24 protein-coding genes are annotated in these 22,630 nt (G+C 64.6%); 15 read left to right on the top strand and 9 right to left on the bottom strand.

Annotated elements, in window-relative coordinates:
• Nucleotides 1–4 precede the first annotated feature (4 nt).
• Entirely contained in the window at nt 5–1,540 is a 1,536-nt protein-coding gene (locus OC446_RS15590; protein WP_262029945.1) for a sensor histidine kinase, read from the bottom strand.
• A 169-nt stretch (nt 1,541–1,709) separates the two neighbouring features.
• Between OC446_RS15590 and OC446_RS15585 the strand changes: the two genes are divergently transcribed.
• The 3 genes from OC446_RS15585 to OC446_RS15575 are packed head-to-tail and all read left to right on the top strand — an operon-like array spanning nt 1,710 to nt 3,346.
• Nucleotides 1,710–1,835: a hypothetical protein gene (locus OC446_RS15585; RefSeq protein ID WP_262029944.1), complete on the top strand. Its 126-nt coding sequence runs from the start codon at nt 1,710–1,712 to the stop codon at nt 1,833–1,835.
• Nucleotides 1,836–1,868: 33 nt separating this feature from the next.
• Nucleotides 1,869–2,546 carry an HAD-IA family hydrolase gene (locus tag OC446_RS15580; RefSeq protein WP_262029943.1) on the top strand — a complete coding sequence of 226 codons (678 nt, stop codon included), beginning with the start codon at nt 1,869–1,871 and terminating at the stop codon, nt 2,544–2,546.
• A 17-nt stretch (nt 2,547–2,563) separates the two neighbouring features.
• Nucleotides 2,564–3,346 carry an ATP12 family chaperone protein gene (locus tag OC446_RS15575; RefSeq protein WP_262029942.1) on the top strand — a complete coding sequence of 261 codons (783 nt, stop codon included), beginning with the start codon at nt 2,564–2,566 and terminating at the stop codon, nt 3,344–3,346.
• 54 nt (nt 3,347–3,400) lie between these two features.
• On the opposite strand, the gene OC446_RS15570 is transcribed toward OC446_RS15575, so the two are convergent.
• A complete protein-coding gene (locus OC446_RS15570; protein ID WP_262029941.1) occupies nt 3,401–3,778 on the bottom strand; it encodes a hypothetical protein in 378 nt (125 codons plus the stop codon).
• A gap of 158 nt (nt 3,779–3,936) precedes the next feature.
• Here OC446_RS15570 and OC446_RS15565 point away from each other — a divergent pair, with 158 nt between their 5' ends.
• Together OC446_RS15565 and OC446_RS15560 are read left to right on the top strand one after the other, a co-directional pair.
• Nucleotides 3,937–5,469 (top strand): acyl-CoA carboxylase subunit beta, encoded by a 1,533-nt coding sequence (locus tag OC446_RS15565; RefSeq protein WP_262029940.1) that lies wholly within the window; start codon nt 3,937–3,939, stop codon nt 5,467–5,469.
• A gap of 2 nt (nt 5,470–5,471) precedes the next feature.
• Complete coding sequence (locus OC446_RS15560; protein WP_315986514.1) at nt 5,472–6,551, top strand: PLP-dependent cysteine synthase family protein; 1,080 nt, start codon at nt 5,472–5,474, stop codon at nt 6,549–6,551.
• A 147-nt stretch (nt 6,552–6,698) separates the two neighbouring features.
• On the opposite strand, the gene OC446_RS15555 is transcribed toward OC446_RS15560, so the two are convergent.
• Nucleotides 6,699–7,316, bottom strand: coding sequence for an alpha/beta hydrolase (locus OC446_RS15555; protein WP_262029939.1), 618 nt, complete (start codon nt 7,314–7,316; stop codon nt 6,699–6,701).
• A gap of 291 nt (nt 7,317–7,607) precedes the next feature.
• On the bottom strand, nt 7,608–8,537 hold the full coding sequence (locus OC446_RS15550; protein WP_262029938.1) for a ring-cleaving dioxygenase: 930 nt from the start codon (nt 8,535–8,537) through the stop codon (nt 7,608–7,610).
• 317 nt (nt 8,538–8,854) lie between these two features.
• Here OC446_RS15550 and OC446_RS15545 point away from each other — a divergent pair, with 317 nt between their 5' ends.
• Entirely contained in the window at nt 8,855–9,268 is a 414-nt protein-coding gene (locus OC446_RS15545; protein ID WP_262029937.1) for a hypothetical protein, read from the top strand.
• A 121-nt stretch (nt 9,269–9,389) separates the two neighbouring features.
• On the opposite strand, the gene OC446_RS15540 is transcribed toward OC446_RS15545, so the two are convergent.
• On the bottom strand, nt 9,390–9,605 hold the full coding sequence (locus OC446_RS15540; protein ID WP_181052163.1) for a dodecin: 216 nt from the start codon (nt 9,603–9,605) through the stop codon (nt 9,390–9,392).
• 198 nt (nt 9,606–9,803) lie between these two features.
• Here OC446_RS15540 and OC446_RS15535 point away from each other — a divergent pair, with 198 nt between their 5' ends.
• The gene (locus tag OC446_RS15535) at nt 9,804–10,340 is read left to right on the top strand and encodes a DUF4142 domain-containing protein (protein ID WP_262029936.1); all 537 of its coding nucleotides are present in this window, start codon (nt 9,804–9,806) and stop codon (nt 10,338–10,340) included.
• A 49-nt stretch (nt 10,341–10,389) separates the two neighbouring features.
• Here OC446_RS15535 and OC446_RS15530 read toward each other — a convergent pair whose 3' ends face one another.
• Together OC446_RS15530 and OC446_RS15525 are read right to left on the bottom strand one after the other, a co-directional pair.
• Nucleotides 10,390–10,761 (bottom strand): VOC family protein, encoded by a 372-nt coding sequence (locus OC446_RS15530; RefSeq protein WP_262029935.1) that lies wholly within the window; start codon nt 10,759–10,761, stop codon nt 10,390–10,392.
• Nucleotides 10,761–11,780: a fumarylacetoacetate hydrolase family protein gene (locus OC446_RS15525; protein ID WP_262029934.1), complete on the bottom strand. Its 1,020-nt coding sequence runs from the start codon at nt 11,778–11,780 to the stop codon at nt 10,761–10,763. Before OC446_RS15525 ends, OC446_RS15530 begins: the two co-directional genes overlap by 1 nt.
• Nucleotides 11,781–11,853: 73 nt before the next feature.
• Between OC446_RS15525 and OC446_RS15520 the strand changes: the two genes are divergently transcribed.
• From OC446_RS15520 to OC446_RS15500, 5 genes are all read left to right on the top strand, one after another.
• Nucleotides 11,854–12,942 (top strand): TRAP transporter substrate-binding protein, encoded by a 1,089-nt coding sequence (locus tag OC446_RS15520; protein WP_262029969.1) that lies wholly within the window; start codon nt 11,854–11,856, stop codon nt 12,940–12,942.
• 158 nt (nt 12,943–13,100) lie between these two features.
• A complete protein-coding gene (locus OC446_RS15515; RefSeq protein WP_262029933.1) occupies nt 13,101–13,604 on the top strand; it encodes a MarR family winged helix-turn-helix transcriptional regulator in 504 nt (167 codons plus the stop codon).
• The gene (gene maiA, locus OC446_RS15510) at nt 13,601–14,227 is read left to right on the top strand and encodes a maleylacetoacetate isomerase (protein ID WP_262029932.1); all 627 of its coding nucleotides are present in this window, start codon (nt 13,601–13,603) and stop codon (nt 14,225–14,227) included. The genes OC446_RS15515 and maiA overlap by 4 nt, the downstream gene beginning before the upstream one ends.
• 86 nt (nt 14,228–14,313) lie before the next feature.
• Nucleotides 14,314–15,429 carry a 4-hydroxyphenylpyruvate dioxygenase gene (gene hppD, locus OC446_RS15505; RefSeq protein ID WP_262029931.1) on the top strand — a complete coding sequence of 372 codons (1,116 nt, stop codon included), beginning with the start codon at nt 14,314–14,316 and terminating at the stop codon, nt 15,427–15,429.
• A gap of 498 nt (nt 15,430–15,927) precedes the next feature.
• On the top strand, nt 15,928–17,196 hold the full coding sequence (locus tag OC446_RS15500; RefSeq protein WP_262029930.1) for a porin: 1,269 nt from the start codon (nt 15,928–15,930) through the stop codon (nt 17,194–17,196).
• Between the two features lie 275 nt (nt 17,197–17,471).
• On the opposite strand, the gene OC446_RS15495 is transcribed toward OC446_RS15500, so the two are convergent.
• Together OC446_RS15495 and OC446_RS15490 are read right to left on the bottom strand one after the other, a co-directional pair.
• Nucleotides 17,472–18,353, bottom strand: a complete 882-nt coding sequence (locus OC446_RS15495; protein WP_262029929.1) for an alpha/beta fold hydrolase — start codon at nt 18,351–18,353, stop codon at nt 17,472–17,474.
• 44 nt (nt 18,354–18,397) lie between these two features.
• On the bottom strand, nt 18,398–20,440 hold the full coding sequence (locus OC446_RS15490) for a lytic transglycosylase domain-containing protein (protein WP_262029928.1): 2,043 nt from the start codon (nt 20,438–20,440) through the stop codon (nt 18,398–18,400).
• Between the two features lie 191 nt (nt 20,441–20,631).
• Between OC446_RS15490 and dapA the strand changes: the two genes are divergently transcribed.
• From dapA to OC446_RS15475, 3 genes are read left to right on the top strand one after another with little or no spacing between them, the layout of a single operon-like run.
• The gene (gene dapA / locus OC446_RS15485) at nt 20,632–21,516 is read left to right on the top strand and encodes a 4-hydroxy-tetrahydrodipicolinate synthase (protein ID WP_262029927.1); all 885 of its coding nucleotides are present in this window, start codon (nt 20,632–20,634) and stop codon (nt 21,514–21,516) included.
• Nucleotides 21,517–21,525: 9 nt separating this feature from the next.
• Nucleotides 21,526–21,999, top strand: coding sequence for an SsrA-binding protein SmpB (smpB, locus tag OC446_RS15480; protein ID WP_262029926.1), 474 nt, complete (start codon nt 21,526–21,528; stop codon nt 21,997–21,999).
• A 49-nt stretch (nt 22,000–22,048) separates the two neighbouring features.
• Nucleotides 22,049–22,579, top strand: coding sequence for a glycine cleavage system protein R (locus OC446_RS15475; protein WP_262029925.1), 531 nt, complete (start codon nt 22,049–22,051; stop codon nt 22,577–22,579).
• The last annotated feature ends 51 nt before the right edge of the window (nt 22,580–22,630 follow it).

Here is a 22,630-nt window from a genome sequence, read left to right as displayed (position 1 = left end):
CTCTTCACGTCCTGTGCTCCAAGGCCTCGTCGTCATCTTCGTTCAGCGATGCGTGGATCGTGCAGACGACTCCGGTCGGCGCGAACGCGATGACGACGTCCCCGTGGAGTTCCTGGGCGAGGCTGCGCTCGATCAGCCGGGTGCCGAAGCCACGGCGGCTCGGCTCGACGACCGGCGGCCCGCCCGTCTCGGTCCAGACCAGTTCCAGACCATGCCCGCCGGCCGGTTTCGTCATCGACCAGTCGATCCCGATACGCCCCGTCTCGTTGGACAGGGCTCCGTATTTGAGGGCATTGGTGCCGAGTTCCTGAATCGCCATGGCGATGGCCAGCGCGATCCGGGGCGGCAGTCGCATTTCGGGGCCGTGAAGATCGAAGCGGCTGTGCCCGTCTGAGTGGAACGGCGCGATGGCCCCGCGAACCACTTCGCAGAGATTGGCCCCGTCCCAGTTTTCGCGGGTGAGCACGTCGTGGGCCCGGGAGAGGGCGAACAGACGCCCCTCGACCGCGTCGCGCGCCTCGATTGCCGTCCCGGCATTGCGCAAGCTCTGGGACGCGATGGATTGGACCGTTGCCAGCGTGTTCTTCACCCGGTGATTGAGTTCATTGATGAGAAGCCGCTGGTGCTCCTCCGCCTTCTTCATCTCGGTGACGTCGAGCGCGACGCCCAGAGTTCGGGCTGGGAGGCCATTTTTCACGTCCTGAAGCTCCGCGCGGAGCAGCAGCCAATGCAGGGAGCCGTCGGGCCAGACGATCCGCAACTCGGTCTCGACATGGCGGTCGCCGCGGGAGAGGGCATCCCGGGCGACGGCCCGAAGGCGCTCCTGTTCGCCAGGATAGTAGCGGGACCGGACATCATCCGTGGAGAGTGCAATGCTCGGGGGAAAGCCCAGCAGCCGGTTCAGCTCCGGCGAGGCGCTCACCTTGTCCGTGGCGGTCTCGACCTCCCAGACGGCCATGCGTCCGGCATCGATGGCAAGGCGCAGGCGCGCCTCGCTGTCCGCCAGGGCGGCTTGCGACAGCTTGGTTTCGGTGAGGTCCGAGGCGAGGACGTAGAAGCCGACGATGCGGCCGTCTTCGGCACGGTCGGGGATGTATTCCGACCGGACGTAGCGCATGCCCGTGAGAAAGGGCGCCCACCATTCATGGGCCGCCCGTTGCCCGGAGAGGACGGCCTCGATATAGGGTCTCGTTCGCTCGTAGGCCGGCGTGCCGACCGCTTCCCAGATATGCAGGCCGTACAGGCTCTCCGGTGTGCGCCCGACCCAGGTCTCGTAGGCGCGGTTGTTGAACCGGTAGCGCTGATCCCTGTCCACATACGCTACGAGGGCCGGCAGATGATCCGCGATCTGCCGGAGCTTCCTCTCGCTCACATGCAGCGGCCACTCTCTGTCGTCGGCAGGGGCGTCATCCGAGCCGGGGCGTGAATCGGCCGGCATGGCCTGCGCCTGCAGCCGGACCCGGAGCTCGCGGTTTTCGCGCTCGAGCTCCGCGAGCCTTTGCAGCAGGGCGCCCGTGTCTATGGGCTCGGTGGTGACCATCTACTCTTCTGGGCCCATTGTCGGCATGAACTTTATATTACGTAGGGTCAGAACAAGAATATAGAACTGTGACGGAAAAAACCGGAGCGCAGCGGATTGTTTCCTGGCCCCCTTCTGGCAGCGGCCGGAATAATTGAATAAGGTGCCGGCCACCAAGGGGGCTCCCATCATGAAGCGCATCATCCGCGTCACCGCCGTCATCGCTCTCGGCCTGCTCGCCACGGCCTGCGACAAGTGCGGCAACTGGAACATCAACACACCGCAGTTCTGCCACGCGGACAAACCGCAGAGCTGATTTGCAGGCCATGTCTCTGAGCGGAAAAGATCGTTGAAGCTCGTTCTCTTCGATGTCGACGGCACGCTGGTCGACAGCCAGAACATCATCGTGGCCGCCCAGCGGATGGCCTTCGCGGCCCATGGGCTGGAGCCGCCAAGCCGGGAGCGGTCGCTCTCCATCGTGGGCCTGTCCCTGGCGGAGGCCTTCACGGTTCTTGTGGGTCCGAAGGGGCCGATCACAGGCCTAGTCGAGGCCTACAAGGCTTCCTTCCACACTCTGCGCCAGGATCCGGCGAATGCGGAGCCGCTCTTTCCCGGCGTGGAAGGCTGCCTCGAATGGCTCCGCGGCCACGAGGGCACAAGGCTCGGCATCGCGACGGGCAAGTCCCGCCGCGGCGTCGCCCACCTGCTCGACCGGCACGGCTGGCACGATGTCTTCTCGGTGATCCAGACGGCCGACGACGCACCCTCCAAACCCCATCCAGGCATGATCCTGCAGGCCATGAGCGAGACGGGGGTCCATCCCGGCGACACGGTCATGGTGGGCGATTCGAGCTTCGACATGGGCATGGCCCGCGCGGCCGGGGTGCTGCCGGTCGGCGTATCCTGGGGCTTCCAGCCCGTCGCGGCGCTGACCGAAGCGGGAGCCGGTCCCATCGTCAATTCCTATGCGGAGCTCGAGACGGTCCTGCGGGAATTCCTCACCGAACCCTCGAAGATCTCCGCCTGAAACCCCATTTTACGGCCATGACAGATTCACGTGACTGGTTCCCGTCCGAAGAGGAACCCAACCCCATGCGCGCGGCCCAGGCCGGCATGAAGCCGGCTCTGCCCAAGCGGTTCTACAAGGATGCGGGCGTCGAGGAACGAGAGGGCTTGTTCCACCTGACCCTGGACGGCCGCACCGCCAAGACGCCCGGCAAGCAGGCGCTCGCCGTGCCGTCGCGAGCCCTGGCCGAGGCTTTGGCCGAGGAATGGCAGGGGCAGGGGGCGGAGATCGATCCCTCGACCATGCCGATCACCCGCATCGTCAACTCCGCCATCGACGGCGTTACACCCCGGCTGGCGGAGGTCGTGGACGACCTCGTGCGCTATGCCGCGTCCGATCTGGTCTATTACCGGGCGGGCGAGCCCGAGCGTCTCGCGAAATCGCAGGACGATGCCTGGAGCCCGGTTCTTGAGTGGGCCAGGGACACCCATGGCGCCCGCTTCGCCCTGGGCGAGGGCGTCATGCACGTCACCCAGCCGGACGAGGCCATCGCGGCCATCCGGGGCGCCATCGAGGCAATCGGCTCGCCCTTCGCACTCGCCGCCCTGCATGTGATGACCACCCTGTCCGGCTCGGTGCTGATCGCGCTCGCCCATGCGGCGGAGCAGCTCGACGTGGACCGGGCCTGGGCGGCTGCCCATGTGGACGAGCTGTACCAGGAGAGCGTCTGGGGCGAGGATTACGAAGCCATGGAGCGCCGCCGCCGCCGCGAGGCGGATTTCCGCGCGGCCTCGACGGTCTACAGGCTGGCGGGAGCCTGAAATGAAAAGGCCGCCGGGTGGACTGCCCGGCGGCTTTTTCTTCAAGGGCAGATCTTACGAGCGGCGGAAGGTGATGCCGCAGCGCTTCTGGATCGAGGCTTCCTCGACGGCCTGCATCTGGCCCTTCAGGCGAGCCAGTTCCGCGGTCTGGGCGCCATTGCCGCCCACGAAGAAGGCGGCCGGCCAGAAGACGACGACGGCGGCGGTGGTCGCCACGACGTCCTTGGTGCGCGAGGAATCCTGCGCACCGGCGGCGGCAGCGGCGGCAGCGCTGACTCGCTGGGCTTCCATGCCCAGCTCACGGCAGCTGTAGCTGGAATAGGCCATGGGGGAGACATAGGCGGCGGCCACATCCTCCGACCGGCTGGCGCAACCCGCCGCCGTGAGGGAGAGGGCGGTCGCGAGGGCGGCGAAAGTCTTGATCGTCTTCATGTGCGCAGGCTCCAAAGCAACATTATTGCTTTTTCTTCCCTAATGGCTGGAGCCTTGGGCGTAAAGTGCTGTGGAGCACACATCCATAGTGGGATTTTGAGCGCCGCACGGCTGTGCTAAGCGGGGAGGAACAATCCCCCTTCATCCAGGGACCCCCGATGAAAGATATGCTTGAACGGCTTGAAGAGCGGCGCGCCCAGGCGCGCCTGGGCGGCGGCGAGAAGCGCATCGCGGCGCAGCACGGCCGGGGCAAGCTGACCGCCCGCGAGCGCATCGAGCTCCTGCTCGACAAGGGCTCGTTCGAGGAGTTCGACATGTTCGTCGAGCACCGCTCGACTGATTTCGGCATGGAGAAGGTCAAGATCCCGGGCGATGGCGTCGTCACCGGCTGGGGCACGGTCAATGGCCGCACGGTCTTCGTCTTCGCCAAGGACTTCACCGTCTTCGGCGGCTCGCTCTCCGAGGCCCACGCCCAGAAGATCATCAAGATCCAGGACATGGCGCTCAAGATGCGCGCTCCCATCGTCGGCCTGTTCGATGCCGGCGGCGCCCGCATCCAGGAGGGCGTTGCCGCGCTCGGCGGCTATGGCGAGGTGTTCAAGCGCAACGTGATCGCCTCGGGCGTCATCCCGCAGATCTCGGTGATCATGGGTCCCTGCGCGGGCGGCGACGTCTATTCGCCCGCCATGACCGATTTCATCTTCATGGTGCGCGACCGCTCCTACATGTTCGTCACCGGCCCCGACGTGGTGAAGACCGTCACCAACGAGACGGTGACATCGGAGGAGCTCGGCGGCGCCAAGGTGCACACCACGAAGTCGTCAGTGGCGGACGGCGCCTACGACAACGACGTGGAGGCGCTGCTGCAGGTGCGCCGCCTCATCGACTTCCTGCCCGCCAATAACCAGGACGGCGTGCCGGAGATCCCGAGCTTCGACGACCCGAACCGGGTGGACGACAGCCTCGACACCCTGATCCCGGACAACCCGAACAAGCCCTACGACATGAAGGAGCTGATCCTGAAGGTCGTGGACGAGGGCGATTTCTTCGAGATCCAGGAGTCTTACGCGAAGAACATCATCACCGGCTTCGGCCGCGTGGAGGGCCGCACGGTCGGCTTCGTGGCCAACCAGCCGATGGTGCTGGCGGGGGTGCTCGATTCCGACGCCTCGCGCAAGGCCGCGCGTTTCGTGCGCTTCTGCGATGCGTTCAACATCCCGATTGTCACCTTCGAGGACGTGCCGGGCTTCCTGCCGGGCACGGCGCAGGAATATGGCGGCCTGATCAAGCACGGCGCCAAGCTGCTCTTCGCCTATTCGGAAGCCACAGTGCCGCTGGTCACCGTGATCACGCGCAAAGCCTTCGGCGGCGCCTACGACGTGATGGCGTCCAAGCATATCGGGGGCGACGTCAACTACGCCTGGCCGACCGCGCAGATCGCCGTCATGGGCGCCAAGGGCGCGGTGGAGATCATCTTCCGCCAGGATATCGGCGACGAGGAGAAGATCGCCGCGCGCACGAAGGAATACGAGGACCGCTTCATGTCGCCGTTCGTGGCCGCCGAGCGCGGCTACATCGACGAGGTGATCATGCCGCATTCCACGCGCCGACGGATCGCCCGGGCGCTCGCCATGCTCCGGCACAAGGAGAGCGAGCGGCCGTGGAAGAAGCACGACAACATCCCGTTGTGATCATGTCCGCGCATTGCCCCCGCACCTGGGTTTCCACCGCCATCCAGATCATCGAGGCGGATTTCAACCGCTCGTCGGACACGCATCTTTTGCGCGTGCCGATGCCGGCGGTGCCGGGCGTCGAGCTGTATCTCAAGGATGAATCGACCCATCCGTCGGGAAGCCTGAAGCACCGGCTGGCGCGGTCGCTGTTCCTGTACGGATTGTGCAACGGCTGGATCGGGCCGGAGACCACGATCATCGAGGCTTCGAGCGGGTCGACGGCGGTGTCGGAGGCGTACTTCGCCCGCATGCTGGGCCTGCGCTTCATCGCCGTGATGCCGCGCTCGACGTCCGCCGAGAAGATCGCGCAGATCGCCTTCTATGGCGGCGAAAGCCATTTCGTGGATTCTCCCGCCGCAATGTATGCGGAGAGCGCGCGTCTCGCGGAGGAACTCGGCGGCCATTACATGGACCAGTTCACCTATGCCGAGCGGGCAACGGACTGGCGCGGCAACAATAACATCGCCGAGTCGATCTTCAGCCAGATGTCGCACGAGGAGCATCCGGTGCCGAGCTGGATCGTGGTCGGCGCGGGAACCGGCGGCACGTCCGCGACGCTCGGGCGCTACATCCGCTACCGTCGCCTGCCGACGAAGCTGTGTCTCGCCGATCCGGAAGCCTCGGTCTTCCACCGGCATCTCGCAGACCGAGCCGTGTGCAATGTTTCGGAGCCGCCCTCGGTGATCGAGGGCATCGGCCGCCCGCGCTGCGAGCCGTCCTTCGTGCCGGAACTCATCGACCGCGCCTTCGCCGTGCCGGATGCGGCGAGCATCGCGGCCGCGCGAGTCCTGTCGCGCCGCATCGGTCGCTCCTGCGGCGGCTCCACCGGCACCAATCTGTGGGCTGTCGCCCAGATCGTCGGCGAGATGGTGCAGAACGGCGAGCAGGGCTCCGTCGTGACCCTGCTGTGCGATTCAGGCGAGCGCTACCGCAGCACGCATTTCGACGATGCCTGGCTCAAGAGCCGGGGCATCGACATCAAACCTGCGGAAGACGTGATGGAGCGCTTCTTCGAGACCGGGACGTTGAGCACCGCATAGGGCGTGGTGGAGGCGTCTCCTCCCACGTCGTCACCGGCCTTGTGCCGGTGACCCCGACGGCTTCAAACGCCGAGCCTTTCCGATCGGGATGGCCGGCACAAGGCCGGCCATGACGTGGGAGGGCATTATTCCCGCTTGTGCATGGACTCAGCGGCCCTGCTCGGAGAACCACTTCACCAGCAGCTGCAGGTCCGTCTGCGACAGGTTGTGGCCGGTGGGCAGCATCTGGTGCTGAACATCCGCGTCGGCGGCCTTGAGCGACGCGGCGAGGTTTTTCGCGTTGTCGGCCGGGATGATCGGGTCGAGGGCACCTGACGTCATCAGCACGCGCTTGCCCGCGAGGTCCACCGGCGGGGCTTCCGACAGGGGCACCATGGCGCGCAGCAGCGCCGCGCCGGAGAGCGCGTCAGGACGCAGCATCAGCATGGCGGCGGCGATGTTGGCACCGTTGGAGAAGCCCACCGCGATGGGTGCCTCCAGCCCATAGGCCTTGCGGGCCTCGGCGACGAAATCGGCGAGCTCGTTCGCGCGGTGCTTCACGTCCGCCTCGTCGAACACGCCTTCCGCGAGCCGTCGGAAGAAGCGGGGCATCCCGTTCTCCAGAATCTTGCCGCGCGGGGAGAGCAAGGCGGATCCCGGGGAGATCGTGCGGCCGAGCCCGAGCAGGTCGTTTTCGTCGCCGCCGGTGCCGTGGAGCAGCAGGAGCGGCGGGCGGCTCGAATCCGTGGCGGGCTCGAAGCGATGGATGAAGGACAATTCGGTCATGGGATTTCTCTTTCTATGGGAGAGGGCGCAAAGCGCTCCTTTCGTCCCTTGAGAGGAGGGTGAATGGGTGAGCCCTCGATGTCATGGTCTCCCTGGACTTGATCTGGGGACCAGTCCCGGCCATCCCGATCGGAAGCGTGAGGCGCCTCTTGGAGCGGGATCACCGGCACAAGGCCGGTGATGACATGGTAGGGTTGGCATTGATGGAACTGGCCGAGGCCGAAGCCTCGACTTTTCGACCCCCACCCTCGATCCCTCCCCGCATGGGGGAGGGAAGAAGGTTGGGCTGGCTTACGCGAGTTCCGGCAGATGGGCCTCGATGTCACCGCGCCGGGGCTCCAGGAAAGCCGGGAGCTTCAGGGTCTCGCCGAGGCTGTCCTGCGGCTCGTCCACGGCGAAGCCGGGCTCGTCGGTGGCGATCTCGAACAGGATGCCGCCCGGCTCACGGAAGTAGACGGACCGGAAGTAGTTGCGGTCCTTCTGCTCCGTGGTGTGCAGGCCGTGCTTCTCGGCGAGCATCTTCACCATCTCGGCCTCCTCGGTATCGTCCTTCGCGCGGAAGGCCACGTGGTGGACGGAGCCGCCGCCCATCCGACCCGGCAGGAAGCCGCCGGCGCTGCGGATGTCGACGGTCCGGCCCATCAAGGCGTCGGTCTGGTAGCGCACCAGCGAGCCGTCCCGGGCCGTCTCGCGGAAGCCGAACACGTCGGTCAGGATGGCCCCGGTCCGCTCGCCGTTCTCGACGAGCAGCGTGACGCCTTCCAGCCCGCGGATCGCATGTTCCGCCGGAATGCCGTCGACCGTCCAGGCGGGCTCGCTCTCCGCGTTCGGCGTGCCGACGAGCGCGAGGCTCGTGCCGTGCGGATCCTTGAAGGTCAGCACGCTCTGACCGAGCCGCTTCTCCACCGTGCCGTGCTCGACGCCCTGCTCGATGAAGCGATGCGCCCAGAAGCCGAGGGATGCCTCGGGCACCCGGAAGGAGGTTTCCTGGGTCGAGCCGATCCCGTTGCGCCCCGGTGCCACATGCTCCCACGGGAAGAACGTCAGGATCGAGCCCGGCTGACCGGAGGCATCGCCGAAATAGAGGTGGTAGGTGCCGGGATCGTCGAAGTTGACGGTCTTCTTCACCAGGCGAAGGCCGAGCACGCGGGTGTAGAAATCGAGATTGCGACGGGCCGGGCCGGCGATGGCGGTGACGTGATGGATGCCGTGGTGCCGCATGGGACTGTTCCTTAACGGGCAAGCGCGGATTGCGCTGCGTTGTCGAGAAGATAGGTAGCACCGAAGACCGCCGAAGTGTGGAAAGGGCGACCTTGCGGGATTGCAAAGGACACGGCGCCTCTCGGGCAAATCCGCGTAATTCCTCGTGAATCCGAAACGGCAAGATTTCGGCAACCAAAGTCTCTCAACAACGCTTAACCTCAACGCGGATTCAGCATGTGCCGTTAACGGTTTCGGCCCGCCCTTCGTGTGAGACTCATCCTCAGCAAGCGATGAACCGGCATTGAGCCAAAGAAATGCCGGCGGGAGCCAAAGGGATGATGAAGGATCAACTTCGCGATTTCATCGACAGGATCTCCGAGACCAAGCATGTTTCGGACGATGACGTGACGATGCTTCAGGGCGAGATCCTGCCGGGCGGCCTCACGAGCCGCATCGAGGTCGAATCCCTGCTGGCGCTCGACCGGACCATCGATGTCGCCGAGAGCTGGGGCACGGCCCTGACCAAGCTCGTGGTCGATTTCGTCGTCTGGAGCCGGGCGCCTCACGGCGTGGTCAGCAACGACGACGCCTTCTGGCTCGCTACCCTGCTGGAGATCAGCGGCCCGTCCCCGAACGCCATGAACATCGCCTACGCGATCCTCGACGAAGCGGGCTACGTCGATGTGGCGCTGCTCGACTTCATCATGCGCGGACGCCAGCAGGCGAGGATGTCCCAGATCGCCGCGTGAGAGGCGGCCTGTCCCGCGCTCTCCCACCATGTCATGGACGGCCTCGTGCCGGCGATCCCGGTCCGGTGAAACGCAGCATTTCAGACAATCAACCGGCCTCCCGCCGACGATGAGACGCGCTCTACTCGCCGGCCTCCAGCGTAAATCCGGCCTTGAGCACCACCTGATAATGGCGCACCTCGCCGTCCTTCACATGACCGCGGGTCTGGACGACCTCGAACCAACGCAGGTTCCTCAAGGTCTGGCTCGCGCGCCGGATCGCCGTCTGGATGGCGTCCTCGATGCTGGTTTCGGACGAGCCGACGAGTTCGACGATCTTGTAGACATGGTCATCCATGGGGCCGCTCCATGCATTGGCGAGACCATAGAGTTAGAGCATCGGAAGGCTGCGCCCACCGTCCGGCGCGAGGCTTCGGTCACGAATTGTGATCGCAAATGGAAAAGTAATACCAAGTCGACAGGAACTTAGGAGGATGTTCCATCGTTGGGGGCGTTAGCTCGGCCTTGCCGGCCGCGCAGGAAGGGAACTCCCGCGATGAACCTCAAGATCTTGCTTACTGCGAGCGCGCTGGCGCTCAGTGTTGCCGGTTGCATGACGCCGATGGCGACGGCTCCGGCTCCTGCCCCGATAGCCGTCACCGGCGCGGCCGAATTCGTCCCGACGGCCGCGTCGTCGAACCTGTTCGAGATCCAGTCGAGTCGCGTGGCCCTGCAGCGTTCGCGCAACCCCGAGGTTCGCCGCTTCGCCCAGCAGATGATCCGAGACCACAACGCCGCTTCGCGCCGCATGACCGCCGTCGTGCGCCGCGCGGGTCTGCCGATGCCGCCGCCCGCCATGAACGCCAAACACCAGCAGATGCTCGCCACCGTTCAGTCCGCTCCCGATTTCGATGCGGCTTACATCAACGCGCAGCTCATGGCGCATCAGGAGGCGGTGGCCCTGTTCACGTCCTATTCGTCGAATGGGGACGTGCCGCAGCTCGCCCAGTTCGCCGGTGCTACCCTGCCCACCCTGGAAATGCATCTCGAGCACGCCCAGAGCCTCGGCGGCGGTACTGCCCGCGCGATGTGAAGCGACGATTGTTTCGGAAGGCCTGGGCCGCCGGAGGATGTCCGGCGGCCTATTTCATTGACGGACCGACATCCTCCATGAACTCGATCCGGTTGCCGACGGGATCGAGCACGTAGAAGCGACGGATTTCGGGGATGGCCTCGTCCCAGAGAGGCTCGCATCCGGCTTCTGCCAGCCTGTGAGCCAGACCATCGAGGTCTGCAACGACGAGGGCCGGATGGGCTTTGCGCGCCGGGCGAAAATCCTCTTCGACGCCAAGATGGATCCGCACGGGCGGGCTCTCGAGCCAGACGCCGCCGCGCGCCGCGAGGGCGGGAGGCTTGGAGACTTCCCGCAGGCCCAGCAGAGCCACGTAGAACGACCGGCACAGATCCTCGGCGCCGGCCGGAATGGCGAGCTGCACGTGGTCGATGCGAAGCATCACCCTTCTTGCCGGTACGCCTCGACCTGCTGCTCGATGGCTCCGAAGATCGACTGCCCGTGCCTGTCCTTCATCTCGATGCGGATCGTGTCTCCGAAGCGCATGAACGGCGTCCTGGCCTCACCCTGGAGGATCGTCTCCACGGTGCGCAGTTCCGCCAGGCAGGAATAGCCGAGGCCGCCCTGTTCGATCGGCTTGCCCGGCCCGCCGGCCTCATCCTTGTTGGAGACCGTGCCGGACCCGATGATCGTGCCGGCGCCGAGCGGTCGGGTCTTGGCCGCATGGGCGATGAGCGTCGGAAAGTCGAACGTCATGTCGACGCCCGCATTGGGACGGCCGAAAGGCTTGCCGTTGAGATGGGTGAGCAGGGGCAGGTGAAGCCGGCCGCCGTCCCAGGCGTCGCCCAGTTCGTCGGGCGTGACGGCGACCGGTGACAGGGTGGAGGAGGGCTTGGCCTGGAAGAAGCCGAAGCCCTTCGCCAGTTCGCCGGGGATCAGGTTTCTCAGTGAGACGTCGTTGACGAGGACCACAAGGCGGATGGCGGCCGCGGCCTCGTCCCGCGTCGCGCCCATGGGTACGTCGTCGGTGATCACCGCGACCTCCGCCTCGAAGTCGATCCCATGCGCTTCGTCCGTCGCGGGAATCGGATCGCGCGGCCCGAGGAAGGAATCGGAGCCGCCCTGGTACATGAGCGGATCGGTCCAGAAGGAGGCCGGCATCTCGGCGCCGCGCGCCTTCCGCACCAGCTCCACATGGTTCACATAGGCAGAGCCGTCCGCCCATTGATACGCACGGGGCAGGGGTGACGCGCAATCATGCTCGTGAAAGCGGAAAGCCGGGACCGAACCGTGCTCCAGCTGCTCCGCGAGATCGCGGAGCCGGGGCTCTACTTTTTCCCAATTGTCCAAGGCTTGCTGAAGCGTCGGAACAATGAAAAAAGCATCCGTCGCGCGGGTCAGGTCTTTCGACACGATGACGAGGCGGCCGTCACGGCCTTGGTTGAGGGAGGAGAGCTTCATTGCCACCGACCGGGTTGTTATGGTCCATTCAACTTGCAACAGAATGCTCTCCGGGGAAACGCCAATGACGACGATGAAGAGAAGAAACTTTCTGAAGGGAGCAGGACTTGCGGCTGCGGCCGGCACGGTGGCGGCTCCGGCCATCGCGCAATCGGCGCCCGAGATCCGCTGGCGTCTGACCTCGAGCTTCCCGAAATCCCTGGACACGATCTTCGGCACCGCCCAGACCTTCGCCAAGTACATGGCCGAGGCCACCGATAACAAGTTCCAGATCCAGGTCTTCGCCCCCGGCGAGATCGTCGGCGGTCTGCAGGCCATGGACGCGGTGCAGAACGGCTCGGTCGAATGCGCCCATACCCCGCTCTACTACTACATCGGCAAGGAGCCGGCGCTCGGCATGGGCACGGGACTGCCCTTCAGCCTCAACGCCCGCCAGCTCCATTCCTGGTGGCACTTCGCCGGTGGCAAGGAGATCATCAACGAGGTGATGGGGCGCTATAACTGCACCTCCCTCGTCTGCGGCAATTCCGGCGCCCAGATGGGCGGTTTCTTCCGCAAGGAAATCAACACGGTCGACGACCTGAAGGGCCTCAAGTTCCGCATCGGCGGCCTCGGCGGCCAGGTCCTGGCGAAGCTCGGCGTCGTGCCGCAGCAGATCGCCCCCGGCGACGTCTATCCGGCCCTGGAGCGCGGCACCCTCGACGCGGCCGAGTTCGTCGGCCCCTATGACGACGAGAAGCTCGGCTTCCTGAAAGTCGCCAAATACTACTACGCTCCCGGCTGGTGGGAGGGCGGCGCCATGCTCCACCTCGTCGTCAACCAGGAGAAGTGGAACGAGCTGCCGAAGACCTATCAGGCCATCATGAACCAGGCGACGGAAGCCGCCAACAACTGGATGCTGGCCAAGTACGACGCCGTCAACGGCCAGGCCCTGCGCCGCATGGTCGGCGCGGGCGCCGAGCTGCGCACCTTCTCCCCGGCCATCATGGAAGCCTCCCTCAAGGCTGCCAACGAACTCTACGGCGAGCTTTCGGCCAAGAACGCGGATTTCAAAAAGGCCTACGATTCCATGGTGGCCTACCGCAACGATGTCCTGCCCTGGTGGCAGCTCAACGAATACGCCTTCGATACCTTCATGATCCGCACCCGCGGACGGTCGTAAAAGTTTGTAAAGACTTAGATCTTTTACTTCAAGACGCGGCGCGGTCGGGCAATCCGGCCGCGCCGTTCGATTTTCTTGAGCTGCCGCTACGGCATAAAATCTGGTTGCGCCTGCAACGAACTGTGCTATTGGTTGCCCGTGCAACGATTGGCGTGGTGATGGCAACTGGATCTGCAGCGAAGAAGCCGGAATCGGAGCCTCTGGTGATCCTGGAGGAGTTCCTGCCGTACAGGCTCAACGTCCTGGCGGGCCTGACATCGAGCGCGCTCGCGCAGATTTATGCCGAGCGGTTCGGCCTCTCGATCCCGGCTTGGCGGATCATCGTCACCCTCGGGCAATACGAGCTGCGCACGGCGCGGGACATGGCCCCCGACGGCGTGATGCACAAATCGACGGTTTCGCGCGCCGTCTCGGCGCTCGAGAAGCGCGGCCTCATCGTCCGCCGTCCCAATCTCGACGACCGCCGGGAGGAATGGCTCGCGCTGACTCCGGCCGGACGGGCGATCTACGAGGCCGTCGCGCCCGAGGCCCTGGCCGTCGAGGAGCGACTCCTGTCCGCCCTGACGCCGCAGGAGCAGCAGGCGTTCACCGTCCTGATCGACAAGCTCACCCGGCAGGCGCGATTGCTGGCGCCTCGGAGTGTCGAGGAGGATGACGCGTGAAGCTCTATACCTATTTCCGCTCCTCCGCCGCTTATCGCGTCCGGATCGCTCTCAACCTGAAGGGCGTGACGTACGAATCCGTGCCGATCAACCTGTTGAAGGGGGAGCAGCGCGAGGAGAGCTACAGGGCCGTCAATCCGCAGAAGCGCGTGCCGTCCCTGGACATCGGTGCCACGACCCTGATCCAGTCCCCGGCCATCCTCGAATATCTCGACGAGGTCTATCCGGAGCCGCCGCTGCTGCCGGTCGGCGCAGTGACGCGCGCCAAGGTCAGAGCGATCGCCAGCCTGATCGCCTGCGATATCCATCCGCTCAACAATTCCGGGACGCTGGCCTATCTCAAGAACCGGCTCGGACACGGCAAGGCTGCGGCCGACGAATGGTACGCCCATTGGGTGCGCGAGGGGTTCGAGGCCATCGAGGCCCTGCTCGGGCCAGGTCCCTATGCCTTCGGCTCCAGGATCACCCTGGCCGACGTCTATCTCGTGCCGCAGGTCGCCAACGCCCGCCGCTTCGACATTCCGCTCGACGCCTATCCCAGGATCGTCGCGGTGGATGCGGCCTGCGCCGCGCACAAAGCCTTTCAGGATGCCGCTCCGGCCAACCAGCCCGATGCAGCCTGACGAGAAGCGCACCCGCATCAGGGTGCGAGCGTTGTCATTACAGCCGATCGCCTCTCACTCGGCAGAGGCATGACAGGAGGAAAGCCATGGGACCGTTCCCGCACGATGCACCGCCAGCCGCAATCTCCGAAGAGAACCCCATGGGGACGGACGGCTTCGAATTCGTCGAATTCTGCCATCCCGATCCGCAGGCCCTCGATCGCCTTTTCAAGACGATGGGATTCAGCCTCGTCGCCAAGCACCGGTCGAAGAACGTGATGCTCTACCGCCAGGGCGACATCAACTTCGTCGTCAACGCGCAGCCGGGCTCCTTCGCCGAGCGCTTCGCCGCCCAGCACGGCCCCTCGGCCCCGGCGATGGCCTTCCGTGTGGCCGATGCCAAATACGCCTATGACCGTGCGCTTTCCATGGGCGCCAAGCCGGTCGAGACGCAGGTCGGTCCCAACGAGCTCGAAATTCCGGGCATCGAAGGAATCGGCGGCCTGCAGATCTATTTCGTCGATCGCTACGGCGCGAAGGGCTCGATCTACGACGTCGATTTCGAATGGCTCGGCGAGCCCGATCCGAAGCCCAAGGGCGTCGGTCTCTATTACATCGATCACCTGACCCACAACGTCTATCGCGGGCGGCTCAACGAATGGGCGGGTTTCTACGAGCGCCTGTTCAACTTCCGCCAAATCCGCTACTTCGACATCGAGGGCAAGCTGACCGGCCTGCATTCCCGCGCCATGACGAGCCCGGACGGCAAGATCCGTATTCCCATCAACGAGGACGCGGGCGAGACCGGGCAGATCGAGGAGTACCTGCAGGAATACAAGGGCGAGGGTATCCAGCACGTGGCGCTCGGCTCACACGACCTCTACGAATCCATCGAGTCGCTCATCGAAGGTGGGCTCGAGTTCATGCCGGCTCCGAACGATATCTACTACGCCCGTGTCGACAAGCGCTTGCCCAGCCATGAGGAGCCTCTCGATCGCCTCAAGAGGAACGGCATCCTCATCGACGGGGAGGGCGTGGTCGAGGGCGGCTTCACGAAGGTCCTGCTCCAACGCTTCGGCAAGACCGCCATCGGGCCGATCTTCTTCGAATATATCCAGCGCAAGGGTGACGACGGATTCGGCGAGGGCAACTTCAAGGCCCTCTTCGAATCGATCGAGGAGGACCAGATCCGCCGGGGCGTGATCGGTCCGAAGGTCGCCTAGTCTGGAATCACTCCACGATTCGAGAGAGGCCGGGTTCGCCCGGCCTTTTTCATGGAATGAGACCGGCCGACCTATCGAGAATGTGACGGGCCTTATTCACAGGCCGAGGCTATGGTGCGTGGCCTCAAGACCTCCAGCGGTGCAGAAGGGCGGCCCGCGTAAGTGCTTCAAACCCTTTGTCCTTAAGGCTTTATGAATTTCGAGGGCCGAAACTTAACGAAGCGTAAAGAAGCCGGCTTCAAACGTTGCCTTTGTGCAACATGCCCCTGAAAAGCCCCGCCTCTTGCCCATTTTGCGCCTTCATTCGGTTGCCTGCGGTCCAGTCATGGATAATGTGGCTCCAGCGACGGGGGCACCCCAGTCGTGATACCGGTGAGTTCGACCGAAAAGGCGGATCGCCGGGTTCTAGGGGAAAAGGGACGTGTTTAGGGCTTCGTTGAAGCACTCGAAGCACAAAAACCCGGCCCCCCAGGGTCTCGAAACTCTGGAGGTTTAACCATGAAGCTCGCTAAGAGCCTCTTCCTCGGATCGGTCGCGGGTCTCGCGGCTGTTGCCGGAGCTCAAGCTGCCGATCTTCCCGCGAAGAAGGCCGCTGCTGTCGAATACGTGCGCGTCTGCTCCACCTACGGCGCAGGCTTCTTCTACATCCCCGGCACCGAAACCTGCCTCCGCGTCGGCGGCCGTGTTCGCGCCGAGTTCCGCTATGTCGAGCCGCTCGATCGTCTCGAGAACGCCATCGGCTTCCGTGCCCGTGGCCGTATCCAGCTCGACGCTCGTACCGCCACCGCCTACGGTCTGCTCCGCACCTTCGTGCGCTTCGAGATCACCCGCGACACCGGCGTTTACAGCGGTCCGATCGCTGGCTCCGTCTCGAACACGCCGAACGTCGACCAGGCCTTCATCCAGTTCGGCGGCCTCACCGCCGGTCGCGTCGTGTCGTTCTACGACAACAGCGACCTGCCCACCGGCCACTTCGGCACGCTCCGCTTCTCGGACGCTCCGAACGTGAACCTGTTCGCCTACACCTTCTCGTTCGGCAACGGCTTCTCGGCCACGATCTCGGCTGAAGAAGGCCGCTACACCGGCAACAACATCGTCGGCACCGCTGTGTTCGCGCAGGCCGGTCAGACGATGCCTGACCTCGTCGGTAACCTGAAGTACGCCGGCACCTGGGGTACGGCTCAGCTCTCCGGTGCTCTGCACCAGCTGCGCAGCGACAACCTCGTCGCCTACGCTCCTGGCGTGTTCGACTACCCGGACACCGAGCTCGGCTGGTCGGTTTCGTTCCAGGGCTCTCTGAACCTGCCGGCTCTCGGCGCTGGCGATGCCGCCTGGCTTGCCGTGTCGTATGCTGACGGCGCTCTCGGCTACCTCGGCTGGGGTTCGTCCGTGACCGTCGGCTCGATCCGTCAGTCGGTTGTCGACGCCTACATCGGCGCGGATGGCGACATCCACACCGGCCAGGGCTGGTCGGTCGCCGGTGGTCTGCGTCACTACTGGACCCCGACCATCCGCCAGAACGTGTTCGGTTCGTGGGCTCGCGTCGAGTATGACAACGTTGCTCCGCTCGCCTTCCCGGCTGGCCTGGGCGTCGGTGTCGACTTCAACGAGTGGCGCGCTGGCACGAACGTGATCTGGTCGCCGGTGGCTGGCCTGGATCTCGGTGTCGAGGTTCTCTACGCGAACATCGATCCGCGTGGCCCGAACCCGATCAACTCGACCAACGACATTTGGGAAGGTCGTATCCGCGTTCAGCGCGACTTCTAATCGGCTCGTCCTGATTGGATAGGAGAACCCCGGTGGTAACACCGGGGTTTTTCTTTTTTGGGCTTGGAGCATCGACGGCAAAAGAGCGATCCGCTTGCGCCTGGAAGAGGCGCAGGGCCCAAGGCTCGAGGGCCCGTATGGCCTTCACGTCCGCTCGGGCGATGCGCTTTCGAGGAGGGCGGCATCAGTCGGGATTCGGAGGTGGATCCGCCTTTCGCTTACGCGGCCCTTTGGGCCTTCGCGAGGCCTGACAGACGAAGACCGTGCCGTTCGTCTCAGCGTCCGGAATCGATCCTTGCAATGAAGGCCTTGATGCTCTGAATGAGATCGCCTTCGAGAGAGGGAGCATGGCCCTCGTCAGGCACCGTGATCGACGTCAGATCGGGATGCCGTTCTCTCATCATCCCCAGGGTCTCTGCGGTCAGGAGATCGGAAGCCTCTCCTCTGATCGCGAGAAGCGGAAACGGTTTGATGGTTTCGAAGAGCGGCCACAGATCCGGCAGCGGCGCCTCGAGATCGAGACCCTCGAGGGGCTTCATGAGGTTGGGATCGTAGTTGAGGACGAACCCGTCGCCGCTCTCCCGCCAAATCCTCCGGGCTATCTTTTGCCATTGATCATGCGTGTAGCGCGGGAATTGGGCCTCGGATTGCCGGCGCAGGATGTCGGCGGCCTCGTCGATGGTGCGTGGGGTCGGAAGCTTGCCAACATAGCTTCGGATCCGCTTCAGCCCCTCGGCTTCGAGAACCGGACCGACATCGTTCAGGACCGCGCCGGCTATGAGTTCGGGACGGGCCGCGCCCAGAGCCATCGTGATCAGGCCGCCACGGGACGTTCCGATGAAGATCGCCTTCTCGATCCCGGCTGCGGCCAGGACCTGTAGGGTATCGCTCAGTTCGACCTTCACGTCGTAATTGTGCCAGTCCCGATCCCATTCCGATCGTCCGCGACCTCGATAGTCGAGGGCGATGAACCGGCGCGGTCGGGCAGGGTCCCGGCTGAGGGCTTCCGCGAGGTCGTGAAAGTCCGCCGATGTCCTGGCAAGTCCGGGCAGGCCTATGACAGGCAACGCATTGCGGGCTTCAGGCGCGTAGTCGCGGGCGTAGAGACGCAGTCCGTCGGCGGCGGTTACGAACAAGTCGCGATAGGCAGAACTCATCTCGGTCCGGCCATGAGGGTTTCGATGAGCCGCATCCTGCACCATCAATTGGTGCTTGTCGCATCCGCCGTCGCCGGGGCAAGGGGAGCGGTCTTGTCGTTCAGGCGCTTCCGGTAGACCCGCAGGTTCTCCAGTACCCGCTGGACGTAGTTGCGGGTCTCGTAGAACGGGATCCGCTCCACCCAATCGACCTCGTCGACATCCGGCCTGCGAGGATCGCCATAGGTTCTCACCCATTTGATCACGTTGCCGCCGCCGGCATTGTAGGACGCGAAGGCGAGGATGTAGGAGCCCTTCCAGTCCTCCATCAATTCGCCGAGATGAGCCGAGCCGATCTTGGCATTGTAGGACGGATCCTCCGTCAGCCGGTTGAGATCGAACCCGACTCCGAACCGCTGCGCGGTTCTCTTCGCGGTCGCCGGCATGAGCTGCATGAGCCCGCGCGCGCCCGCACTCGAGATGGCGCGCGGATTGAAGGCACTTTCCTGGCGGGCGATGGCATAGACCATCGCCGGCTCCACATCGTCGCCCACGGGCTGGAACTCGGGAATGGCCGCCAATGGGTAAGCATGTAGATCGAGCGGGAAGCCCCGCTGCAGAGCGGTCTTGCCGATGGCTAGCACGGCCCGGGGATTGCGCTGGGCCGTGGCCAGATCCGCCAGGGCGTCGAGTTGTCCCGGGTCGCTCAGCGACTGGGCCAGATCCATGTAGAGGCTGAGGGCAAGATCCTGCTCGCCAATCTGCTGCAGCAGTTTCACCGCCTGGATCGGGACCAGGGCATCGAAAGTCCTGCGTTCTTCTTCCGAGAGCGGATCGACTTTTCGGAGCGTGATGGCCTGTCCCAGTTTCGCCTGGGCCAGTTGCCCGTAATAGGTCGTCGGCTGGTCCGCCGCGCGCTCATAGAAGATTTTGGCGTCCTGCCCCTGGCCGGCGGCTTCCGCTGCGCGACCCTGCCAATAGGCGACGCGGGAAATGGAGATCGGGGTCGAGGCCGTCTGGGCGACCGTCGCGAAGTGCCGGGAGGCCGTGGCCGGGTCGTTCAGGAAGCGAAGCGCGATCCACCCTGCGTGAAACTCAGCCTCGATCTGCTGCACCGGGGATTCCGCAGCGTGATGACTCGCCACCTCGTAGGCTAGCTTGGGATTGCCCTTGTCGAGAAGGGCTCGGGCGATCAGGCGCTGTTCGGCCCACCATTCATCGCCATCGACGCGCAACTCGGGGTCCCGCGGCGCCTGCATGATGATCTCGGCGGCTTCCGCCAGATTGTTGCTGCGACGCTGAAGCAGCGCCTTGGAGAACAGGTAGGAAGGGTCGCTTCGCAGTGAGGCCGGCACGGAGGCGAAAGCTTTCTCGGCTTTCTTCTTGCCCTGGAAGACGGCGAGCCGCGCCTTGGTGAGCAACTCGTAATCCTTGCCCGCGTAGGCGGCGGCGCGCTGGGCTCCGCCCCAGTTTTCCTTCAGGAGAAGCCGCTCCATGCGGAAGCGATGGTCGGCCTTCGATAATGTGTCCGGGAAGCGGTCGAGGATGCGACGCTCCATGTCGGGGCCGAAACTGTCCTCCCGCCAGACATGCCGGATTCTGTCGTTCGCCTCTTGCGCGAGGCCGTCCGCCTGGAGAGCGAAGGCGAAGGCGATCCGGCCTGCAGCCGTTCCGGGAGGCTGCTTGGCGAAAAAGGCGCGGACCTGTGCCGGGGGACGGCGCTCGGCCAGCAGGGCATCCTCGCTCCGTCGCCGAAACTGGCTTGAGACCGGCCAGTCCGGATAATCCTTCCGGAATGCGAGAATGCGGTCGAGGCCGCTGGTGAATCCGCTGCGGATCGCAAACCATTCTATGAGGGCCTGAGCGGCCGGCTGAGTGAGTTTCGTCCTGAGGATCTGAGCCTCGATCGGATCGTTGTCCCGATAGGCCTTGAAGATCGAGGGTAGCTGATCCAGGTCTCCCGGGATCGGCGCGGGCGGCACGAAGCCTTCCAGGGTGGTGGGTTGTGCGGTCGGCGGCGTGACGGGAGGAGCTTCGGTTGCGTGAGCGGTCAGGACGGAGAGCTGGACGAGCGCGACGGATGTCACAAGACGTATGAGAGGACGCATGTTGAGGCTCACCCGCTAACCCCTTTGCTGCCGCCTTTTATCTGTTTTTGACGACCTTTCTCTTGAGGAAACACTAAGAGCCGAGCTAGGACAACTCCCCGAAGGAACGTTTGCGCGCATGCGCCGCACCCCCTATGTGTAATCCCTTGTGGCCCTAGAGAAGGCCCGGCGCCCATTTCCGAGGATACCCCATGACCCAATTCAAAGGCTCCATCACGGCTCTAGTGACCCCCTTCAAGGATGGAGCCGTGGATGAGGCGGCGTTCCGGTCCTTCATCAACTGGCAGATCCAGGAGGGCACGAGCGGCCTCGTTCCCGTGGGAACGACGGGCGAGAGCCCCACGCTCAGCCACGCGGAGCACGAGCGGGTGGTCGAGATCTGCGTTCAGGAGACGAAGGGCAGGGTGCCCGTGATCGCCGGCGCGGGCTCCAACAGCACCGCGGAGGCGGTGTCCTTCTCCAGGCACGCGGAAAAGGTCGGCGCCGACGCGGTGCTGATCGTCACGCCCTATTACAACAAGCCGACGCAGGAAGGACTCTACCAGCACTTCAAGGCCATCAACGACGCCATCGGCATCCCGATCTTCATCTACAACATCCCCGGCCGCTCGATCATCGACATGTCGGTGGAGACGATGGCGCGGCTCTATGAGCTGAAGAACATCGTCGGCGTGAAGGATGCGACGGCCAACATGGCGCGCGCGAGCCTGCAGCGGCAGGTGCTCGGCACCGACTTCATCCAGCTGTCGGGTGAGGATGCAACCGCTCTCGGCTTCATGGCCCACGGCGGCCATGGCTGCATCTCGGTGACATCGAACGTCGCGCCCCGCCTGTGCGCGGAGATGCAGAGCGCCTGCCTGAAGGGCGATTATGCTTCGGCCCTGAAGGTGCAGGATCGCCTCATGCCCCTGCACACCAACCTGTTCATCGAAACGAATCCGACCCCCGTGAAATACGCCGCGTCCCTGCTCGGCCTCATGGAGGACCATGTGCGCCTGCCGCTGGTGCCTGCCTCCGAGAACGCCAAGCAGGCCGTCCGCTCGGCCATGGTCCACGCGGGGCTGATCAACGCTTAAAAAGAGCTCATGGCAAAAGATCCAAAGGCTGCCAACCGCGTCGTTGCCGATAACCGGAAGGCGCGGTTCAACTACGAGATCCTCGACACCTACGAGGCGGGGATCGCGCTGACCGGCACGGAAGTGAAATCTCTCCGTCAGGGGAAGGCGACCATCGGCGAGGCCTATGCCGGACCGTCGGGCGAGGAGTTCTTCCTCTTCAATGCCTATATCCCGGAATACCTTCAGGCGAACCGCTTCAACCACGAGACGAAGCGCCCGCGCCGCCTCCTGCTGCACAAGCGCCAGATCGACAAGCTGATCGGCGCGACGCAGCGCGAAGGCTTCACCGTGATCCCGCTCAAGATCTATTTCAACGATCGCGGGCGGGCCAAGGTGGAGCTCGGCCTCGGGCGAGGGAAGAAGCTGCACGACAAGCGTGAAACCGAGAAACAACGCTCCTGGAACCGGGAGAAGGCGCGTCTCATGCGTGAGAAGGGCTGACGGAACGCCCGACCGCGCTAACTTCCCCTCCATCGTTTGGGAGGGAAGAATGACGTCCGTTGCTCTGGTATCGGTTCTTGGGCCCGATCGGGTCGGTCTCGTGGCGGCGATCGCCGAGCATCTGTTCGACGTGGGCGTGAACCTGAGGGACACGACCTTCGCGGCCCTGGGCACAGGCGCCGAATTCGTCGCCCTGTGCGAGCTTCCCACGGACCTGACCGCCGCCGAAATCGAGACCGGCCTGAAGCGGCTGCCCGAACTGGACGGGGCGGAGGTCAGGGCGGTTCCCTATGCTTTCGATCCCAGTCCCGGTCCCGCCGGCAAGATCACGCACCGCATCACCATCAGCGGCGGCGATCAGCTCGGTCTCGTGGCGCGCCTCTCGGAGGTTTTCAAACAATACGAGGCCAATATCGTGCGTCTGGAGGCCCGCAAGCTTCCCGATGCCGAGGGCGGCCTTTACGTGACCCGGTTTGCTGTTTCGATTCCCACCGGCCGGACGGATCTGTGCCTGGCGACGGTCAGCAACACGGCAGGCGCGCTCAGCCTGGACTGCGAGGTCGAAGAGAGTTCGCTTTAAAGGCAAATGGCCGGGAAGAGCCCGGCCATGACGGTATGCCTTGAACAGCCT

Source organism: Microvirga sp. Mcv34 (assembly GCF_024519725.1).
GTDB lineage: Bacteria > Pseudomonadota > Alphaproteobacteria > Rhizobiales > Beijerinckiaceae > Microvirga.
This window is presented reverse-complemented; position numbering and strand designations above follow the sequence as displayed.

What these genes read in the sequence shown, in the direction of transcription:
- smpB (WP_262029926.1), top strand. Translation starts at nt 21,526, where the DNA reads ATGGCAAAAGATCCAAAGGCTGCCAACCGCGTCGTTGCCGATAACCGG.
- OC446_RS15525 (WP_262029934.1), bottom strand. Translation starts at nt 11,780, where the DNA reads ATGAAGCTCTCCTCCCTCAACCAAGGCCGTGACGGCCGCCTCGTCATC.
- OC446_RS15560 (WP_315986514.1), top strand. Translation starts at nt 5,472, where the DNA reads ATGTCCGCGCATTGCCCCCGCACCTGGGTTTCCACCGCCATCCAGATC.
- hppD (WP_262029931.1), top strand. Translation starts at nt 14,314, where the DNA reads ATGGGACCGTTCCCGCACGATGCACCGCCAGCCGCAATCTCCGAAGAG.
- OC446_RS15500 (WP_262029930.1), top strand. Translation starts at nt 15,928, where the DNA reads ATGAAGCTCGCTAAGAGCCTCTTCCTCGGATCGGTCGCGGGTCTCGCG.
- dapA (WP_262029927.1), top strand. Translation starts at nt 20,632, where the DNA reads ATGACCCAATTCAAAGGCTCCATCACGGCTCTAGTGACCCCCTTCAAG.
- OC446_RS15585 (WP_262029944.1), top strand. Translation starts at nt 1,710, where the DNA reads ATGAAGCGCATCATCCGCGTCACCGCCGTCATCGCTCTCGGCCTGCTC.
- OC446_RS15530 (WP_262029935.1), bottom strand. Translation starts at nt 10,761, where the DNA reads ATGCTTCGCATCGACCACGTGCAGCTCGCCATTCCGGCCGGCGCCGAG.
- OC446_RS15520 (WP_262029969.1), top strand. Translation starts at nt 11,854, where the DNA reads ATGAAGAGAAGAAACTTTCTGAAGGGAGCAGGACTTGCGGCTGCGGCC.
- OC446_RS15490 (WP_262029928.1), bottom strand. Translation starts at nt 20,440, where the DNA reads ATGCGTCCTCTCATACGTCTTGTGACATCCGTCGCGCTCGTCCAGCTC.
- OC446_RS15475 (WP_262029925.1), top strand. Translation starts at nt 22,049, where the DNA reads ATGACGTCCGTTGCTCTGGTATCGGTTCTTGGGCCCGATCGGGTCGGT.
- OC446_RS15555 (WP_262029939.1), bottom strand. Translation starts at nt 7,316, where the DNA reads ATGACCGAATTGTCCTTCATCCATCGCTTCGAGCCCGCCACGGATTCG.
- OC446_RS15515 (WP_262029933.1), top strand. Translation starts at nt 13,101, where the DNA reads ATGGCAACTGGATCTGCAGCGAAGAAGCCGGAATCGGAGCCTCTGGTG.
- OC446_RS15575 (WP_262029942.1), top strand. Translation starts at nt 2,564, where the DNA reads ATGACAGATTCACGTGACTGGTTCCCGTCCGAAGAGGAACCCAACCCC.
- OC446_RS15570 (WP_262029941.1), bottom strand. Translation starts at nt 3,778, where the DNA reads ATGAAGACGATCAAGACTTTCGCCGCCCTCGCGACCGCCCTCTCCCTC.
- OC446_RS15545 (WP_262029937.1), top strand. Translation starts at nt 8,855, where the DNA reads ATGATGAAGGATCAACTTCGCGATTTCATCGACAGGATCTCCGAGACC.
- OC446_RS15540 (WP_181052163.1), bottom strand. Translation starts at nt 9,605, where the DNA reads ATGGATGACCATGTCTACAAGATCGTCGAACTCGTCGGCTCGTCCGAA.
- OC446_RS15535 (WP_262029936.1), top strand. Translation starts at nt 9,804, where the DNA reads ATGAACCTCAAGATCTTGCTTACTGCGAGCGCGCTGGCGCTCAGTGTT.
- OC446_RS15550 (WP_262029938.1), bottom strand. Translation starts at nt 8,537, where the DNA reads ATGCGGCACCACGGCATCCATCACGTCACCGCCATCGCCGGCCCGGCC.
- OC446_RS15495 (WP_262029929.1), bottom strand. Translation starts at nt 18,353, where the DNA reads ATGAGTTCTGCCTATCGCGACTTGTTCGTAACCGCCGCCGACGGACTG.
- OC446_RS15565 (WP_262029940.1), top strand. Translation starts at nt 3,937, where the DNA reads ATGAAAGATATGCTTGAACGGCTTGAAGAGCGGCGCGCCCAGGCGCGC.
- OC446_RS15590 (WP_262029945.1), bottom strand. Translation starts at nt 1,540, where the DNA reads ATGGTCACCACCGAGCCCATAGACACGGGCGCCCTGCTGCAAAGGCTC.